This is a genomic window from Chitinophaga niabensis, assembly GCF_039545795.1.
Taxonomy (GTDB): Bacteria; Bacteroidota; Bacteroidia; order Chitinophagales; family Chitinophagaceae; genus Chitinophaga; species Chitinophaga niabensis_B.
Genome location: NZ_CP154260.1, coordinates 1697745 through 1718945, shown reverse-complemented (window position 1 = coordinate 1718945; position 21201 = coordinate 1697745). Strand labels below are relative to the sequence as shown.

Here is a 21201-nt window from a genome sequence, read left to right as displayed (position 1 = left end):
TTATTGCAGCACCCTGGTCCGCAGCTGCTATTATCTCAGTATCGTTACCCAGCCTTTATACTTCTTAATGCCATCCGGTTTTTTCACTTCGAGGATATAGTAATACGTGCCTTCATTCAGGTTGGAACCATCCCAGTTGTTGCGGTAATCCTTAGACTGGTACACCATGCCGCCCCAGCGGTTGTAGATGTAGATAACAGATCCGGGATATTTTTCGAGACCGCCGATCACGAACTTCTCATTCTTACCGTCTCCGTTCGGGGTGAACACATTCGGGAAGTTGAAGTCCTCTCCTGCCACACTGATAGCAGCCAATGCCTTGTTATCGGCAGAATCCAGATCCGGCATTGATGAACTGTATGCACTGGCTTCGTTGATGAGCTGGCCACCTTCTATTATGCGGGTTGTCAGTGTCATTTGTACCCTGGCGCCAGGTAACAGGTCTCCGATGTTCCACTCTACCAGCTTGCTGGCAGGTATTACCGTTGCCTGACCTCTTTCAGCGGAAATGCTCGTTGGCAGGTCCAGCTGTACAGGCAGACGGTCTTCCGCTCTTACCCCGCTCACCGCTATAGTACCTTTATTGATCACGGTGATGCGGTAGGTAATGTCCTGACCCATCCGGTATGGACCTGTTGCAGGTGTTACCACTTCTTTGGTGACGAGCAGATCACCTGATTCATTATCGGTGATGGTCACTGTTGCCTGCGCCGCTGTGCCCGGCGTGTAAGTGTAGCTGGCAGAGGTGCCGCCCGTAACGATGAACACAACAGTTTCTGCGTTTTCCTGATCGTTATCATCCTGAACAGTTACCGGTACCGTTACACTGCTGGCGCCGGCCGGGATGGTGATAGTGCCGGTGATGGCCCTGTAATCCGCATCCAGTGTTGCGGAACCACTGATCATGTATTGAACCGTGATAGGATCTGCAGTGCGTTTGCCGCTTGCCAGCCTGATCGTGAATTCACCGTTGGTGGCCGGCTCTGCTGCATCCCTGCTGGTTATTACCTCCAGGAGCAGATTGGTATTATCGTCATCGCTGATGTTCACGGTGGCCACATTACTGCTGCCGGGCGTAAAGCTGAGGCCGCTTGCGCTGCCACCTGTGATAGTGGCTATCACTGTTTCAACTCCTTCAATGAGATCGTCATTTAGTACCGGCACCGGAACAGATACACTGTTATTGCCTGCAGTGATGATCACAGTACCCGTGAGTGCGGTATAATCTGCACCGCTGGCAGCTGTACCACTGATGATATAATTGGCCGTGATATCCCTGGATGAAGTGAAACCTGCCGGCAGGCTTACCGTAAAGGAGCCGTTGGTGCCAGGTTCTGATGCATCACTGCCTTTCGCCACATGTAATACCTGGTTAGCCGCTGTGTTATCATCATCTGTAATATCTATCGTTGCATTGCCATTGGTAGCGCTGGCTGTGAAGGTAAAGCTGGTACTGGTACCACCGGTGAGTGTCACGATCACCGTTTCTGTTCCTTCTATCACCTGGTCGTTGTTAACTGTTACCGGCATACTTACACCATTGCTGCCTGCTGGGATCACAACCGTACCGGTAGTGTAATCTGCATTGGCTGTTGCTGTACCGCTTAAAGTATAAGTTACGGTGATCGCTTCCGTTGCTGTTACCCCGCCAGGCAGGCTGATATCAAAGCTGCCATTGGTTCCCGGTTCCGCACCGTTTGCTGCCCTTGCTATGCTCAGCACCAGGTTACCCGGGTTCATTTCATCGGTGATATTCACCGTAGCATTACCGGTACCCGTGAATGTAAAGCTGGTGGAGTTGCCGCCGGCTAAGGTCAGGATCACTGTTTCCGTTGGTTCAATAACCTGGTCGCCCATTACGGCAACCGGCAGGGACACGCTGTTCTGGCCGGCAGGGAGGATAACTGTGCCGGTGAGGGCAGCGTAGTCCGCACCTGCAGTAGCAGTACCTGCAATAGTGTAGTTCACCGTAATATCTTCCGACGAAGTAATATTTGCCGGTAAACTGATGTTGAAGCTGCCGTTAGTGGAAGGTTCTGATGCATCGCCGCCTTTGGTAACAGTCAGCATGAGGCTGGCTGGTGTTGTGGCTTCTTCATCCGTGATATTCACCACAGCGTTACCTGTTGCTGTGAAAACAAAGCTGGTAGAATTTCCGCCGGCAAGCGTCATGATCACGGTTTCTGTGTTTTCTATGATGCGGTCATCTGTTACGGCCACCGGTACAGGCACGCTGTTCTGTCCTGCAGGGAGGATGACTGTGCCGGTAAGAGCGGTATAGTCTGTACCTGCGGTTGCCGTGCCTGTTATTGTGTAGCTCACCGTGATATCTTCGGATGAAGTTATACCTGTTGGTAAGCTGATGTTAAAGCTGCCGTTGGTGCTTGGTTCTGATGCATCACCGCCTTTGGTCACACTCAGCGCCAGGCTTGCAGGTGTAGTGGCTTCATCGTCTGTGATATTCACCACGGCATTACCAGCGACTGTGAAAGTAAAGCTGGTAGCTGTTGCACCGGTGAGGGTGGCTATCACTGTTTCTGTATTTTCTATGATCCGGTCGTCTTTTACGGCTACCGGCAGAAGCACGCTGTTCTGGCCTGCGGGGAGGATCACACTGCCGGTGAGGGCGGTATAATCTGCATCTGCTGTTGCGGTGCCGGCTATCGTGTAGTTCACCGTGATATCTTCTGATGAAGTGATACCACCAGGGAGGCTGATATTAAAGCTGCCATTCGTAGCCGGTTCTGATGCATCAGCACCCTTGGATATGCTCACCACAAGACTGGCCGGAGTAGCGGCTTCATCGTCCGTGATGTTCACCGTGGCATTACCTGCCCCTGTATAAGTAAAGCTGGTAGATGTTCCGCCCGCTAATGTCAGGATCACTGTTTCAGTGTTCTCTATTACCTGGTCATCTGTTACGATTACTGGTACGTTTACACTGTTCTGGCCTGCCGGGATGATCACCGTGCCGCTCAGGGCTGTGTAGTCTGTGCCTGTCGCTGTACCACCGATGGTATAAGTCACCGTGATGTCTTCAGATGGAAGAACACCTGCTGGCAGGCTGATCGTAAAGGCGCCAGGAGTGGAAGGTTCTGCACCGTCCGCTGTTTGAGCTACGCTCAGTACCAGTTTGGCAGGGTCCGTATCATCTGTGATATTCACAGTGGCGCTACCGGTACCGGTGAAAGTGAAGCTGGTGGATGTGCCACCGTTCAGCGTCAGGATCACGGTTTCTGTAGGTTCAATCAGCGCATCGCCAGTTACTATAACTGGGATGGTTACACTGTTCTGGCCTGCCGGGATAATAACACTGCCGCTGAGGGCGGTGTAATCTGCACCCGTGGCTGTGCCTGCCACCGTATAGTTCACCGTGATATCTTCTGCTGAGGTAATACCCGCAGGCAGGCTGATCGTAAACTCGCCATTGGTAGATGGTTCTGCACCATCCGCTGTTTTAGTGGCAGTGAGTGCCAGGTTAGCCGGCGTGTTGTCATTGTCTGTAATATTCACAGTAGCATTACCGGTACCAGCAAATGTAAAGCTGGTAGATGTACCGCCCGTAAGGGTCATGATCACGGTTTCGGTGTTCTCAATCACCTGGTCATCTTTCACAGGTACCTGCACGGCTACACTGTTCTGGCCTGCCAGGATAACCGCACTGCCGGTAAGGGCAGTATAGTCATCACCGCTGGCAGCTGTACCACTGATCGTGTAACTCACCGTGATATCTTCAGATGGGAGAATACCTGCAGGCAGGCTGATGTTAAAGCTGCCGTTGGTAGCCGGTTCTGCACCATCTGTGGCATTCGTAACATTCAGTACCAGGTTGGCAGGGGTATTTTCATCATCCGTTATGTCTACCGTGGCGGCACCATTGGTGCCATTGGCCGTGAAGGTGAAGTTAGCAGAAGTACCCCCTGTAAGCGTAGCTATGACTGTTTCTGTTTGTTCAATTACCTGGTCATCCGTTACAGTAACTGGTATGGCTATACCATTTTGACCCGCGGGGATCACTACGGATCCGCTGAGCGTAGTATAGTCTGTACCGCCGGCAGCTGTGCCGCTGATGGTATAATTCACCGTAACGTCCTCCGGTATGGTGATGCCTGTTGGAAGGCTCACCGTGAAGCTGCCATGAGTAGCCGGTTCTGCGCCATCCGTTGTTTTTACAATACTCAGTGTGCGGTTGGCCGGTGTGTTTTCATCATCGATAATATTTACCGTAGCATTTGCATTTGCGGTGAAAGTGAAGCTGGTAGAAGCACCGCTGCTAAGCGTGAGTATTACTGTTTCCGTGATTTCCAGTTCCGAATCATTCAATACCGGTACCGGTACAGCAACACTGTTCTGGCCAGCCGGTATCACAGCCGTATTGCTGAGCGCCGTATAGTCTGTTCCAATTGTAGCTGTGCCGCTGATTGTGTAATTCACGGTGATAGCTTCGGTGGAAGTGAACCCGGAAGGCAGCGCAATGCTGAAGCTGCCGTTTGTTCCTGGTTCCGTTGCATCACCAGTGTTACTTACATTCAATATAAGGTTAGCCGGTGTATTGTCATCATCCCCGATGATCACCGTTGCGTTTGCGTTGGTAGGATGAGGAGTAAGCGTAAAGCTGGAAGAAGATGCACCTGTAACCGTCAGTATCACGGTTTCATTACCTTCTATGATCTGGTCATTTATAACCGCCACCGGCACCTGTACGCTGGTCTGGCCGGCTGGTATTACCACAGAGCCGCCCAGGGCTGTGTAATCACTACCACCTGTGGCTGTACCGCTTATGGTATAGTTCACCAGGATATCCTGCGATGCAGTGTATGTAGCAGGCAGGGTTACAGTGAAGGCGCCGGGAGTATTCGGCTCAGCCGCATTGGCAAAATTCGCAACGCTTACCACCAGGTTGGCGGCAACATTATCGTTATCCAGTACATTCACGGTTGCGCTACCATTGGCAGGACTGGCCGTGAAAGCCAGGTTGCTGGTTGTTCCGTTCGTGATTGTAAGCACCACCGTTTCAGTGATCTCTATGATCTGATCATCGATGATCGGAACAGGTACCTGCACGCTGTTTGAGTTTGCCGGGATGATTACCGAACCGGTCATTGCGGTGTAGTCTGAACCGCCTGTTGCCGTACCGCCGATCGTATAGTTCACCGTAATGTCTTCAGGAACTGTTACGCCTGCAGGCAGGCTGATCGTAAATGCACCATTGGTGGCGGTTTCCTGGGCATCCGTTGTATTTACAACGCTGAGCACCCGGTTGGCCGCGATGTCGTCATTATCGGCTATGTTAGCTGTAGCGCTGGGGGCAACAGGATCGGGCGTAAAGGTGAAACTGGTGGAAGATCCGCCGGCAACTGTAATTATCACTGTTTCTATCCCCTCTATGATCTGGTCATCTACCACAGTAGCACCTGTGAAAGCACTCCCTGTTCCCGGCCCCATGAGCACTGTTCCGGTAAAATGTACCGGTGTAAGGCGGTTATAATCCGTGCCTAAGATCGCAGTGCCACCTATCGTATAATTTATTGTTACGTTCTCAGAAGTGGTAACTCCCGCAGGCAATAAGAAATTAAACCTGATAGTGCTGCCACCGCCTTCGGCTACATCGCGCACTGACACTACCCTTATTTTAAGATTATCCGGCGTATTGTCATCATCCGTAATATTTACAGTAGCAGATCCATTTGTAGCACTGGCTGTATAAGCAAAACCTGTAGCAGTACCGCCGGTGATTGTCATGATCACTGTTTCTGTATTCTCAATGATCTGGTCGTTTATCACTGGCACCGGTACCTGCACGCTGTTCTGACCAGCCGGGATCACTACCGTGCCCAGGGCCGTATAATCCGTTCCGGATACAGCCGTCCCGCCAATTGTATAATTAACCGTTATTGGTAATGCAGAAGTGATATTCGGTGGCAGGCTCACCGTGAAGGCACCATTAGTAAATGGTTCTGATGCATCGGTCGTTTTAGTGACACTGAGCACCTGGTTAGTAGTAGTATTATCATCATCTGCAATATTCCTGGTAGCCGTCGTTGGGCTCACAGTGAAAGCAAAACTGTTGGAGGTGGCTCCCGTGAGGGTAAGCACTACACTTTCTGTACCTTCAATGATCTGGTCGTTTATTGGAGCAGCGTTTACGAACACCTCCGTAGCACCGGCAGGAATTACTACGCTACCGCTTAAGGTCGTATAATCCAGGCCATTTGTCGCTGCACCACCAATTGTATAATTAACGGTGATGGGTTCAGCAGCCGAAACACCGGTAGCCAGATACACCCTGAAGGTTGCATCGGCAAGGGGGCTTTCGCTACCATCAGCATCCGCAGCAATGGCCACTACGTTGTTAGCCGGCGTGTTATCATTGTCCGTAATATTTACCGTAGCGTTATCATTGCCGGCACTTGGTGTGAAATTAAAGTTGGTAGAAGCTCCGCTGGTAATGGTGAGTAACACCGTTTCTGTATTCTCAATGATAGCATCGTTTGTTACCAATACATCCACATCCGCACCGTTCTGCCCAGCCGGTATCACTACCGTTCCACCCAGGTTCGTGTAATCCGTACCATTGATGGCGCTTCCTGTAATCGTATAGTTTACAGTGATGTTTTCAGAAGCAGTAATACCTGCCGGCAGGGTTACCCTGAAAGCGCCATTAGCACCGCCTTCCACACCATTTGCAGTATTGGTCACCAGCAACACTTTATTATCCGTAGTGTTATCATCGTCTGCAATATCCATAGTGGCGGTAGTACCGGTAGGGTCTACTGTATAGTTAAATCCATTCCCGTCAACGCCGCTGGTCAGCGTCAGTATCGCAGTTTCAATGTTTTCAATGATCTTATCGTCTATTACCGCTAACGGGATCGTGACGCTGTTGCTGTAAGCAGGCAGTGTTACCGTGGTAACGGTATAATCCGTTCCGGGACCGCTAGCCGTGGCCGTACCCGTCATCGTGTAGGTGAGCGTGATATCGCTGCTGGAGGTAACATCCGTGGGCAGGCTTACGGTGTAAGTACCCTGCGTTCCTGGCTCTGCGGCATCTGTAGTTTTCACCACTTTCAATACACGATTGGCCGGGATGCCCGCATCATTATCTCCTATATCCACAGAGAGTGTTTGACTGGCAGGGTCCGGCATGAAGACGAAGGCATTGCCGCCCCCTATAGCGTTACCCTGCAGGATCGTGAAGACCATTGTTTCGGTAGGCTCTATGATCAGGTCATCTTTCACAATCAGGTCTACATCAACGTCATTAGTATTGGCAGGGATGGTGATAGTGCCAAAGCTCTCATAATCCACTCCTGATGTGGAGGTGCCGGACACGCTGTACCCTATTGTAACAGGGTAGGCTGATGTGGCACCACTTTCCAGCCGCACTGTGAACTGGCCATTGTTACCTGGTTCAGACGCGTTACTGCCGGCTATCACCTGTAATCTTGTGCTGCTGGGTGGATTGGCATCTATAATAGCCACTGTTGCACCTCCATTGGTAGCGTCAATGGTGAACGGATAACTGGAGGAAGAAGCATTGGTAAGATTCATTATCACATCTTCAGGGCCTTCAGTAGAGCCATCATTACCCGCATCCACATCAATGAACACTTCGTTAGCACCTGCGGGGATCACGATATTACCGCCGGAGAGACCGAGCAGGCTGTAATCCAGGTTATCTGCAGATCCTGCAAGTGTGAACGTGACCACCACATCCTCTGAACTGGTTACACCAGGTTGCAGGGCTATCCTGTACTGGCCATTCGTACCACCTTCTATCGCATCGGATACTTTGGTGATCAACACCACGTTACTGTTACCCGCAAAATCATTATCCGCAATGTCCACAGTTGCGCTTCCGCCACCTCCGGCTACGGTATAGGTAAACTGTGCATCATTACCACCGGTGATATTCAGGATCACGGTTTCAACCGGTTCTATGACCGTGTTATCTATTACGGTTACAGGAACGGATACACCATTCTGGCCGGCAGGGATCACTTTAGTGCCTGTAATAGCCTGGTAGTCTGTTCCAGGTGTGGCTGTGCCTGCACCAATTGAATAGGTTACCGTAATATCCCTGCTGGCAAAGATGCCTGCAGGCAGGTGGATATTAAACGCGCCAACCGTACCCGGCTCTGCCGCGTCGGCAGTTTTGGTAACGGTTAATACCTGGTTGGCTGCGATATTATCATCATCAGCAATAGTCACCGTGGCATTACCATTAGTAGCGCTGGCAGTATAGCTGAAGTTAGCAGAAGTACCGCTGCCAATGGTCAGGATCACTGTTTCATCACCTTCAATTATTTGATCAGGGCTCACCGTTACAGGAACAGACACACTGTTTTGCCCGGCTGGTATCACTACCGTTCCGGTAAGGTTAGCATAATCCACGCCACCACCGGTAGCCGTACCGCTGATCACATAAGTAACGGTGATGTCTTCTGTAGGTAATACACCACCCGGCAGGCTGATGCTGAAGGAACCATTCGTATTGTCTTCTGTCGCATTGCCGGTGTTAGTTACGCTTAGGGTTTTGTTAGCCGGTGTATTCTCATCATCGGTGATGTTCACTGTAGCATTTCCACCCACTGCCGCGGCAGAGAATGTAAAGCTGGTAGAAGCGCCGCCCGTAACTGTCAACACCACTGTTTCAATATTTTCCATAAATGCATCATCGAGCGCTGCAACAGGAACCTGCACACTGTTCTGGCCGGCCGGTATTACTACTGTACCGCTCAGTGCTGTGTAATCGGCTCCACTGGTGGCTGTGCCGCCGGTAGTATATTGAACGGTGATATCTTCAGATGCAGAAATACCGGCAGGCAGGCTGATGGTGAATGCACCATTGGCACCCGCTTCTACCGCATCCGTTGTTTTCACCACACTAAGCACACGATTGGCTGTAGTGTTATCATCATCTGTGATGTTTGCCTCCGCACTTCCGGTGGTAGTGCTGGCGGTGAAGGTAAAGTTAGTAGAGACGCCACCTGTAACAGCTAAGAGCACCGTTTCTGTATTCTCAATGATCTGGTCATTGGTAACGGCCAATGGCAGGTCAATGTTGTTTTGGCCTGCAGGCAATGTTAAGGTGCCGCTGAATGTAGTATAATCGGTACCGTTAACAGCTGTACCTGCAATCGTGTAGCTGACAGTAATATCTTCTGAAGGAAGGATACCCGCAGGCAGGCTGACATTGAAAATGCCGTTGATGGCAGGCTCTGAGGCGTCAGCATTTTTAACGATGCTCAGTACACGGTTGGCAGGTGTATTTTCATCATCCGTAATGTTCACTGTAGCGTTACCATTGGTAAGGCTTGGCGTGAAGTTAAAGCTGGTGGAAGTTCCACCGGATACGGTGAGTATCACTGTTTCCGTATTTTCCATCAGCGCATCATCAATCGCTGCAACTGGCACTGCCACACTGTTCTGGCCGGCAGGGATCACTACAGACCCGCTCAGCACTCCATGGTCTGTACCAGGCGTGGCCGTACCGGCAATGGTATAGTTCACAGTAACATCTTCAGAGGAAGTGACATTTAAAGGCAGGCTGATAGTGAAGGCGCCGTTAGCACCTGCTTCAATGGCGTCGCTGCTGTTGGCCACTGCCACAACCATCTTCGCTGGATCAGTTCTGTCGTTATCTTCAATCACCACAGTAGCATTGCCCAGTGTATTACTGATCGTATAGCTGCTGCTGCTGGTATTTCCGGTAGCAGTGTTCAGCGTAACGATCACGTTCTCTGCCAGCTCTATCACATTGTCATCAGTAACAGTAACGGGCAGGGTTATACTATTGCTGCCTGTAGGGAAGATAACAGTACCCGTAAAGCTGGTGTAATCTGTACCGTTCACGGCAGTGCCGGTTACAGTGTAGTTCACCGTAATGTCCTCTGCGGCCATAACGCTAGCCGGCATGCTGATACTGAAAGAACCATCCTGTGTACCTTCTGTACCGTCCTGCGTTTTTTGGATACTCAGTACCTGGTTAGCGGTGGTTACACCACCAAAGGTGGAGAAGTTCTGTATGCCGCTGAACTCAACATAATCTACACCATCTACCTGGCCGGTAGCTGTTGGTGTCAACTCTGTGATATTGCTTAATCCTTCAGGTGCGAGGTCAGCCAGTGTGGCGGTGATATCGCCGGCATGTTTAAACCAGGCCCATTTTTGTGCGCCGGTTACACCACGGGTGGCAGATAAAGTTGTTTCAGCATTAGTGCGTTCTGCCGGGTTCCAGAAGAGGCGCAGGGTTACGCCTGCATTGGCGGTAAGGTCCGCACCTCCATATGTGATTTGTACCAGCCTGCGCATCATTTGCGTACCATAATCGGTACCACTGTTTTTGCCCAGTGCGGTGGTCATGTTCCTGCTCACATCTATTACCGCGTTCAGCTGGCTGACATCCAGGTTATTACCGTTCAGGTCAATAGCTGCAATATATTTATTTATGTCAGCTGGATCTATGAAATATAACCAGCCGTTTTCAATACAAGTGGATAAAACTGTTTTGGAGGTATTGTCTGCTACCAGGCCCGCGGTACGTTGCGGATGGCTGGTGGCCAGGGTGAACACCACGCCGTTGGTCAGTGCGGTAACGCCGTCAAAGCCTACAACACCTGCGTTGAAATCAGTTGCAGGGATCTGAGTCACTGTACCAGTCGCAAAATTACCATCGCCATCCTGGTCTACCAGCAGGATAAAATCAGCGGCAGCAGTACCTGTTACGGTAATGCCGGCCAGGTCGAACTGCAGGCGCAGCGGCTGGGTGCTGATATCATAGTTAGTGAGCTGAGCTTTCCATTCCTGTGTCAGGCGTTCGCTGATACAGCTGGCTTTGGGAAGATCTGTACTCATAACAGTGAGTGCTGCACTGTTGCTGCCGAATAAGAGATAACTTATATCCGCACCGAAAGTATTGACATTGTCTTCATTGCTGGCAGCAATGGAACGAAGGCCGGCAGTGAGGATAGAGCCGGTGTGTACACTGCGTGATTGTTTCTGCACAAGCGCTTCCGCATCGTCACGGCCGATACCAAAAATGTTGTTCTTATACGTGTTGTTGGCCGTAGCGTTCCAGATCACCGAACCGTTGGTGGCCAGGTAATCCTGTGCTGTAGCCTGGTCCAGCGTGACACCATATTTAACACCGAGGTATGACTCTACCTTCTGTGCCTGCGCAGGTGTGAGAGCGGATTTGTATACGATCACTTCCGGGATCTTACCATTGAAGATCCGGTTGTCAAATGTATTGTCAGCTGTAGTACGGCCGCCCAGTTCAAAGAAAGAACCGTCTGCTTCCGGTATACAGTCGGTGCCGAGGAAGACGCTTCGCTTACCGTTCAGCCAGGTGCTTCCGTTGAGTGAATTGGCAGCGTTTACATAAACACCCCTGGCGATGATCGGCCCCGCATAAGGAGGGGTGGATTGCGCTAAAATGCATCCGTTACCGTCAAGACCAAAATTGCTGGTGGTCGTATACACTAGCCCCCTGCCGGATCCACCTGCTGCTAACCAGTTACCGTTGCTGGCGAAAATACCTGCAAGGGTGTTTGGAACAACACTCTCAGGCGTATTCACAGAAAATATAGACAGGTCGGCTGATGTGTTCCAGTTGGTAGTAGCATTTCCTTTAAGGGATTTACCTAATGCCCCGCTGAAATCAAGGGTCGGGTTGAAGTTGATGCCAACAGGCACACGAACGATATCTGCCGAAGTAGCGATGGCATCAGTATGGGCAGGATGCGCAGCGCGTAGCTGGGTAGTAACAAGGCCGCTACCACTTTGATCGATCCATTCCTGTACCTGGTTGCTGCCATCTACCTGTAAACCGGCATTGGCTTTCACCCACAATACATCACCCAGAACACCACCCGGTGCTGTTACTAATGCGGCAATAGTGAAATACTGGCCGCTGGTCAGATCAATGGAAGCAGTGTAATAATTTGTACCATTTATAGTGGTCTGTGAAAGCGGGATATATTGATCAGCTGCATCTATGGCAGCATCGCTGCTGATAACAATGTTAGCCGATGAAACGTTCACCGGTATGTCTGTTGCCGGAATGGCAACCTGCACATCCCCTACCGTTCCGGTCTCCTGCACTTTCCATATCCTGGCCATGCGCGCAGTAATACCAGGTTTCCCTGTAACGGTAGTGGTGAAAGCCGTGCTGGCCCCATCATCACCCCAAACCAGGTAAGACTTGTCGGCCGTAAAGTTGTTGGTATTGCTCAGGTTGTCCGCTGCAAGGCTAACCAGGCTGATGATAGGCTGGAAGCCACTATTGATGCTGCGGGATTGTTTTTGTGCAAGCCCTTCCACATCATCACGCCCAATACCGGCAATGTTATTTTTATGGGTTGCATTGGCTGCTGCATCCCATACTTTGGTGGTGCCGTCAGTAGCAAGGTAGTCTGTAGTGCCGTTGTTCAGCGTAAGGCCGTATTTGATGGCCAGGTAACTTTCCACCCTTTGCTGTTCAACTGGAGTAAGTGTATTGCCATACACAATGGTTTCACCTAACGAGCCGCTGAAAGGCAGAACGCCACTATTAACTGTATTATCGCCTAAGTAGGCTACTGCTTCGGAGGTTGTGTTAATCGCAGGATTACCTACCGCTATAAATGCATTTGCTGCTGCGGTGCCATTGATCCTTATCTGCGTCGCAGACGGCGTGGTGCCGGCAGCGTTACTAAACATTGTAATGCCCGGAAGCGTGGTATTGCCTCCTGTATTACCGTACCGACCATTGGAAACCTCTACAGAACGCTGGCCGCCGCCAATTTCCATACTATAACGGGTGCCAACAGAGGCTGCAACATGGCTACCCCAGCTGATCACGCCGCGGTTAGCGATTGTGGCGTTGGCAGTCATTGCAAAGACAGTTCTTGCACTGGTGCCCAGGGGCAGCCTGGTGCCATCGAGTATCATGCGATGGCCTGTACCATTGAATTTTACAACTGGGTTAAAGTTGACATTATCGGTTAAATTATTCGCATACAGCGGCTGATTAGCCGGTGTAGTCTGTACTGCATTATTCAGGTCGGAAGCATAATCCGTCCAGCCATTGAGAGCAGTATTATCTGTTGTGCCGGATGTACCTTCATCGGCCCGCAACCAAAGTGAAGTGCCCACTACGCCGCCAGGAGCTTTTATAGAAGATCCAAAGCTGAAGAACTGCCCGTTAACGAGGTCAACAGTGGCAGCGTAGTGTTTTACTCCATTCAGGGTGGTTTCGGTTAATTGGAGGAACTGATCTGTTCCATCCAGGGTAGCATCGTTGCTGATGATCAGGTAAGTTTCTTTTGCATTGGGTAACGCATCAAATGGCACTGCAATTTGTACATTACCTACGGTGCCGCTTTCCTGTACTTTCCAGATCCTTGTCATGCGGTAGTTCGCTACTGCATGGCCTGTGAGCGGAGTTTTAAAGAGCGGGGAAGCACCATCATCACTCCACACCATGTAAGTTTTATCAGCTGCAAAAGTGTTGGTATTCAGAGTATTTGTTTCAGCCAGATTACCTAACCCTATGGCTATCTGCGTACCTGTATTTATGCTGCGGCTCTGTTTTTGCAACAGGTCTTCCGCATCATCGCGACCTATGCCGGCAATGTTATTCTTGTAAGCACTGTTGGCTGTTGCGCTCCATACTGTGCTGCCATCGGTAGCCAGGTAATCCGTAGCTCCGTTGTTAAGCGTAATGCCGTACTTAATGGCCATGTAGGTATTCACACGCTGCTGCTCATTTAACGTAAGCGCATTGGCATAAACGATCAGGTCGCCCATACGGCCATTGTAGGATGCGGCATTGGCACCCAACTGGAAAATAGCATTGTTACCGGTAAATGTACTGGTATTATTACCGGTGGCCACACTTAAGCCATTCCTGTAAATGGCCTGCTTGCCGGCAGCAAGGCTAATATCGTTGGTTGCAGTCCAGAGAATAACCTGGTTATTAATATTTCCTGCGTTGTAAGTGAGACGGTTACTGATATAAGGAGCATCCCAGTAAACAACATTATCGCCCCAGGTGGCATGCAGCGTAAACTGTGTGCCTGTACCCGCTTGTTCCGTAAAAATAACGGTGTTAACAGGAGTGGTCTGACTGGCTGCAAAGAAGGCGTTAGCAGCGGTATAAGAGCCTGTTTTCAGGAACGAGGCACCTGTCATAGAATGAGGAGCGCCATTAAACCTCACCACAGGGTTAAAGTTCATATTGCTGCCTGCGTTATTCAAATACAATGGTTGACTGGCTGGTGTAGCCTGCACCAGGTTATTCATGTTGGGGCTATAATCGTTCCAGCTGCTTATTGGTGTATTGTCTGCAGTGGCTGAAGTTGCTATATCGGCACGCAACCATATCAGTGTACCGCTGCTTACACCACCCGGATATTTAACAGGGGCGCCAAAAGTAAAGTAAACACCATCTGGCATCAGGCTGCTGTTCAGTGTTACTGACTTATCTGTATTCAAGGGAAGTTCCTGGTCAATAGTAGCAAAAGTAGGGTCCGTACTAATAAGCAGGGATACAGAAGTACCTGTGGCATTTGCTTTCAGGGTAATAAGCTGATCCGTCCAATTGGTTTTATCCACTTTCCATATACGGGTCAGGCGGCGGGTAACATTGGTACCGCTTACTGTAGCTGAATAAGATGTGGCAGACAGTCCGTTATCCGCAAATACAAAGAATGATTTGTCGTTGGTAATAGTATTGGTGTTCAATTCATTGGTGAGCGCTATACTGCTGCCAAGCGCCAATGTAACAAACCCTGTATCTACGCTCAGGGATTGTTTGGTGTTCAGGCTGGTTGCATCATCACGGCCGATACCTGTAACGCGGTTTTTATAAGTAGCGTCTGCCGTCCAGTAAGGAGAACCGTCCGTAGCCAGATAATTCGTGGCTCCGGCGTTCATCGTAATACCGTATTTGAGGGACAGGTATGATTCTACTGACTGGCGTTCTGCATCAGACAATACGCGGTTATAAACAATCGCTTCACCGATGTTACCCTGCCAGAAGAGTCCCCTGCCGGCAGTAGTACGGGAGCCTATGGAAACAAGATTGGTGGTAGTTGGGGCTAAAGCCGAGGTGCCCTGGTTATCAAAAGCATAGTTTTGAAACAGGCGGATTCCATTGGTTGCATTTGTCTGAGTAACACTAAAAACATAGGGTCTGCCAGGCAGGTGAGTTTTAAGGCCAGTTGCACCTAAAACCTGTGCTGCATTTTCCAGGTAAGTCATCCTGCCCACATCCAGCCGGAATTCCATTCCCTGGGAACCACCTACCGCGCCACTGCCTATCAGCTCTCTCGGTGTATTATATCCCGAGCCGCTGGCAACGGCAAAAAGAGTAGAAGTAGAAGGGTCTACGCGGGCTGTAGTAATATCCAAAAAGTCGTCCGTGCCATCTAATACAAAGCTATAGTTGAAGTTCAGGCCACGCGCATCCGTGATTGGCTGGCTGCTCACCACACTTTGTAATGCGTTATTGCCGAAGTTACTAAAGTCATTCCACTGGCTGCCATTAGAAATGCCGTCATCAGCACGTAACCAGAATGTAACACCATCGCTTACTCCATTCGGTCCTTTTATCATCCTGGCAAAAGTAAAGTAGGAACCATTAGCCACTAAACTGCTATTAACAGTAACGGCGCCGTCTGCATTCAATGCATAAGTAGCATCACCTGCGCCAAAGGTTGCGTCAGCGCTCACCAGCAGATAGGTTTGCGCATTGCCGCCAGATAATTTAAACGTAACATCCTGATCTGTCCAGTTAGTTTTCTGTGCTTTAAAAATGCGGGCCATACGGTTGCTAATGCCCGTAATACCCGTAACCGGGGTAAGATATGTAGTAGCCCCGCCATCATCGCCGAAGGTGAGGAAGGAAAGATCGTTGGTAATAGTAGTTGTATTAGCTTTGTTGGTAGCGGCAACAGTTGTGCCTGCAGCTATGGTAACAATACCGGTATCCGCACTCAGCGATTGTTTCTGATACAACATGCCTCTGTCGTCACGGCCAATGCCGGTGATATGTTTGGCATAGGCGCCGTTAACTGCAGCATCCCACATTTTAGTGCTGCCATTGCTGGCCAGGTAGTCCACAGGCGTGCCAATACCAAGTGTAAGGCCATATTTAAGGGCCATATAGGAGTTTACCTGCTGGCGTTCAAGACTGCTCAGCTTCCTGGAGTAAAGTATTATTTCAGATATATCCCCGTTAAAAACGCTGTTATGACCTGCCCCGAGATAATCCTTACCGCCTGCAGGTGAGAGGAAACTCACAGCATTAACGTTGGCAGTTGCAAGCATACTACCGTCAATACCTGCAGCCCAGTCGTTGGCCGCACTCCAGGTATTCAGCAGATGCGGGTTACGTACATTTACTGTAGCCGGGTAAGCAAAATTCCTCTTCGCAGTATTAGAGCCAAAATAGGAATAATGATTGTTGTTGCTCCAGGTGTATACAGCCTGAGCGCCGGCATAAGTACCTCCAAACTCAAAAGGATAATGTGAAACGGCAGCAGTATTATCCAGATTGGACAACTGAACTGAAAACACTTCACCTGCCGTAAAAGTATTCGCAAACTCTGGCAACGAGAAGTAGGTAGCAGCGCCAAAGCTGAGGGCCGGGTTGAAATTGATTCGCGCGGCATTCAAAGGAAGCGCAGTAGCATTCACCTTTGCCCATAAACGGCCTGAGGGGGCCTGATCCGTCCATCCTGTTACATTTGCGGCTGTGCCTACAATGCCGGAATCTGCACGGGCCCATACTTCCAGGCCAGACGCTATGCCTGCCGGGCCACGTTGTGTATTTCCAAAAGTAAAATACGTGCCATCCGGCAAGAGGTCGCTGTCCAGCGTTACCTGTCCTGCCACATCCAGTGCATAAGTCACATCTCCTGTTCCAAAGGTGGCATCATTACTCACAAGCAGGTAGTTCGTGATGTTTCCTCCCTCCAGTTTCAGGGTTATATTACTCTTAGCCCAGTTTGTTCTGTCAATTTTATAAATGCGTGGCATGCGCAGGGTAACAGCACCCAGACCTGTAACCGGGGTGTTAAAAGCAGCTGCCTGCCCGTTATCGCTAAACGTGAAGAAAGAAAGATCATTAGCTATGGTGTTGCTGTTTTCTCCATTGGAAGCGGCCAGCACATTACCTATAGCAAGGTGTACATTGGCGCCATCCAATTGTGAGCGGCTTTGCTTCTGGAACAAAGAACCGTTCTCATCTCTTCCAATACCGGTGATACGTTCCCCATAACCGGCGTTTTTGGAAGCAGTCCACATGGTAGTGCTGCCATTGCTGGTCAGGTAGTCACTCAGGGCACCTGCAGCAGTCTTCAGTGTTAATCCATATTTCAGGGCCAGGTAACTGTTCACCTGCAGGCGCTCGTTATCATTGAGCCGCCTGTCATAAAAGATCACTTCTGAAATGCGGCCATGGAAAATAGAACTATGTCCTGCGCCAATGGCCGTATTAAAGGCTCCTCCCCGCGAAAAACTAACAGCAAACGCAGCACTGCTGCCTACTGTTTTCCCGTCAAAGTTGAGCGCCCAGTTTCCTGGCGCACTCCAGTTATTTAACAGGTGGGGGAGCTGCATATTGAGCGTGCCCAAAGGAAAGTTCCGCCGGGTGTCCGTACCAAAGTGCGTGTAATGGTTTGCGTTATTTAAATGATAATAGGTAAGTGCAAGCGTGGTAGGATCTCCTCCAAATTCAAACGGGAAGCTGGCTATCGTTGAAGTAGATGCCAGGTTGGAAAACTGCACGGAGAATATTTCTCCCTGCGTTAGCCCCTCCGTGAATTTGTTTACTTGGAACCAGTTATCGTTAAGGAAATTAACACCTGGATTATAGTTAATAGCACCCTTTTCCCAGGAGAGGGGAATGGTGTTGGCTGGCAGCCATTCTCTTTGCACGGCTGCCTGGTCCGTCCATTTGGTAGCTTTACCACCCGCAACATTTACACCGGCATCAGCCTTCACCCATGATTGCAGGTTAGTGGCCACACCGCCCGGAGCTTTTTGCTCCTGGCCAAAAGTGAAATAGGCGCCGTCTGTAAGGTCAGCGCTGGAAAGCGTTACAGTGCCTGCACCTGTTAAGCGTAGTTCACGTGTAAGCGTGCCAAAAGCACCATCCGTGCTGATCAGCAGGTAATTATTTTCCGTTCCGCCTTCCAGTTTCAGTGTTACCTGCTGATTATTATCCCAGGCGGCGCTTTTCTGTACCTTCCAGACGCGGCCCATGCGATGGGTTACGTTTGTTCCGGTTACTGCTGTGAAATAATTGGTGGTACCGTCATTATCGCTAAAAACCAAAAAGGTCTTATCTGTTGTGAATGAATTGGCATTCGCGGCGTTGGAAACGGCGATTGTATTTCCCAGTGCAATCGTTACGATACCTGTATCCTGGCTCAGCGATTGTTTCTGGAAAACCTGCGCACAGTCATCCCGACCTATACCTGTGATGCGTTTGCCATAGCCGGTATTAGATGCGGCTGTCCACATTAATGTTGTGCCATCGCTGGCCAGGTAATCTGTTGCGCCGTTATTGAGGGTGATGCCATATTTCAGCGCCATGTAGGATTCTACCCGCTGCATTTCCAGCGGTGTAAGGTCGCGGCCGAAGATAAATACTTCCGGTACCAGTACCTTCGAAAACTCACCGTTAAAAGCACCGCCCACATCCAGGGTCCATACGCCTGCATCCGAAGTGGCGCCGGTTTTCAATGCAGCGCCGTTTCCACGGAACTCATAAGCCCCGGTATTGGTTCTTTCATAGGAATACAATTTGCTCCTGGCAGTGACCGCATTACCGGTATTTAACCAGGCTTCCACGAAAAGCCGGTTCTCCATGTTAGCATGCCAGCCAAATAACTTATTGCCGGTAGAGCTGGTAAACACACGACCGTTCTGGGTACCTTCCAACTCAGCCATACCCATTAAGGTATATGCGCTGTTCTCTGCAGCGCTGGCAGGTACACGGTGCGCATCGTTGCCATCGTAATAAATAGCGGGGTTGAAGTTTACGAGGTGGGTAGTCCCATCCGGGTCACCCACGACCGTCATGTGATTGGCGTGGCCGGAAATATCACCCCAGTTTATGCCATTCACCGCCTGATCCGCCCGGTACCACGCAACAACTGCACTGTTCACACAAGCAGGGCCCACTATACTCATAGGTATGCTGTTCCCGAATTCAGAAGTACCACAGTTATTGGCAGGTATGCGCAGCGTAGCCGTCCAGGAACCAAGCCCGGTAATGCCCGGTCCGGCGTTATAGGTGATCGTTTGAGTAGATGTGCCTGCACTCAGTCCTGTTAAGGACGTAACAAAATATTGCCCGCTCGTTTTGTTCGTAGCGGGATCGTTGGCATAAATGTCTACGGTGTATTGTGCACCAGCCGTTATATTAGGGATCGTTATCTGCAACTGGTACTGCCCTCCTCCCAACGATGCTGAGGACACCAGCACCGGGGTGCGCCCGGCGGCGGCAGTATAAGCACAGTTGCCCGTGGGATTGGCAATTCCAAAACCGGTATTATTATAAATGGAGTTATTGGTAATGAGTACCTTGTTGGGCGCATCGTTATTAATACCTGCACCGCCATTATTATAGATCACGCAACCGCTAACCTGTGCATCTGTAATACCAGCGCCTCCGTAAAACCAAACAGCATGACTGGTATTATTCACCAGGGTATCTCCTGCCAGGTCCACATCAGTAACCGCGTTCGCTCCATTCACTAAAATGCCTGATCTTGTATTATTCCTGAAAGAAGAATTTATGATATCTACATTATTGCGCGCAAAGTCGCCGGCAAACTCAATACCATCAACGTTGTTGGTGAATGCAGCATTCTGCAGGGTGAAGCCGGTTGCGGACGCGTTTACAGAAACACCATCTCCGTCAAATTCGTTGAAGGTGAGATGGTCCAGCATCACGTTCGTAGCTGCCCCGGCAAATGAGATGCCATAGTCAGAATCATCGGTTGTGCCCGGTTTATCACCATTCAGCACTGTATTACTGATATTGAGCGTGTTAACCGTACTTTCAAAACGTATCATCGTACCCGCATAGATACCAGGGATCCTGTTCTCCAGCGTTGTATGATCGATCGTAATATTGCTGGCTGCACCATTGAACCAGATGAAGAAAAGATCATCCTCATTTATATTAATGGAATCCAGCGTAATATCATTAGTGGTATTATCGAACCTGATGGCATAATCTCCATCGTTATCAGTATTAACCGCATCCATATCAATCTCTGTGCTTTTGATCTGGATGTTGGTATTGACAAAATCTGAATAAAAACCTAAAGAGCCACCACCGTATAAAGAGTCTACAGATATGTTCCTCAGTAAAACATTATTGGCTGTTTCTACGGCGCCACCGGTATTATCCAGTACTATAGCGTGAACAACACCGCTGATATTACTATTAGTTAAAGTCCAGCCATTTACAGATGCATCACGGAAAACAATCGCCTCGCAACCTCTTGCATTGTTGGCAGACCGGATGTTTATATTATCCATTACAAGGTTGGTCTGCACTCCTCCTGTAAAGTTAAAAGCCCTTCCGTTCGCAGCTCCACTGCATGGTTCCATATCTGAAGATGTAATATTCCTGATCGTCAGGTTTGTGGATGCACCTGTCACATATACCACATTATTCAGGAAATTACCCACCGTACTGTATGCCACTATATTTTCTATGGTAACGCCTGTAGTATTGGCAAGTATATCAAAATCACGGTCCCCGTTATTGGTTAACGTGAAATTGCGGACAGTTACACTATCCGCATTAATCACAAAGGGATTGACTATTCCGTTGCCACCCGTAGAATTGATGGTGATCCTGTTCTGTCCGTCTATGGTCAGTTTTTTTGCCGTAATGGTAGGCAAAGAAGTTAAAATAGTGATCTGTCCATGCACATTGAACACCACAGCGTGTGGCCCGGAGCCTGCAGCGTTTGCATCCAGGATAGCCTGCCTTAGCGAACCAGGCCCGGCATCATTCGTATTGGTTACCGGGAAATTATTTGCAAAGGAAGTGCCGGCCATAATAATGCCAAGCAGTAATAGGAATAAGCGTTTGCAACGTTTGCTGACAAACCTGGGGCTCCGGTTCAGGATAGTGTTCAAGGACATGGTATATAGTTATCTTGGGTAAAGAGATTCCGCCCGGCCTGC

Annotated in this window: 1 protein-coding gene; it reads right to left on the bottom strand. The window is 49.8% G+C overall.

Annotation, left to right across the window (positions count from 1 at the left end; all coding sequences use genetic code 11):
* Positions 1-30: 30 nt before the first annotated feature.
* Positions 31-21159 (bottom strand): Calx-beta domain-containing protein, encoded by a 21129-nt coding sequence (locus tag AAHN97_RS07020; RefSeq protein WP_343306850.1) that lies wholly within the window; start codon positions 21157-21159, stop codon positions 31-33.
* Between the last annotated feature and the right edge of the window lie 42 nt (positions 21160-21201).

What these genes read in the sequence shown, in the direction of transcription:
- AAHN97_RS07020 (WP_343306850.1), bottom strand. Translation starts at nt 21,159, where the DNA reads ATGTCCTTGAACACTATCCTGAACCGGAGCCCCAGGTTTGTCAGCAAA.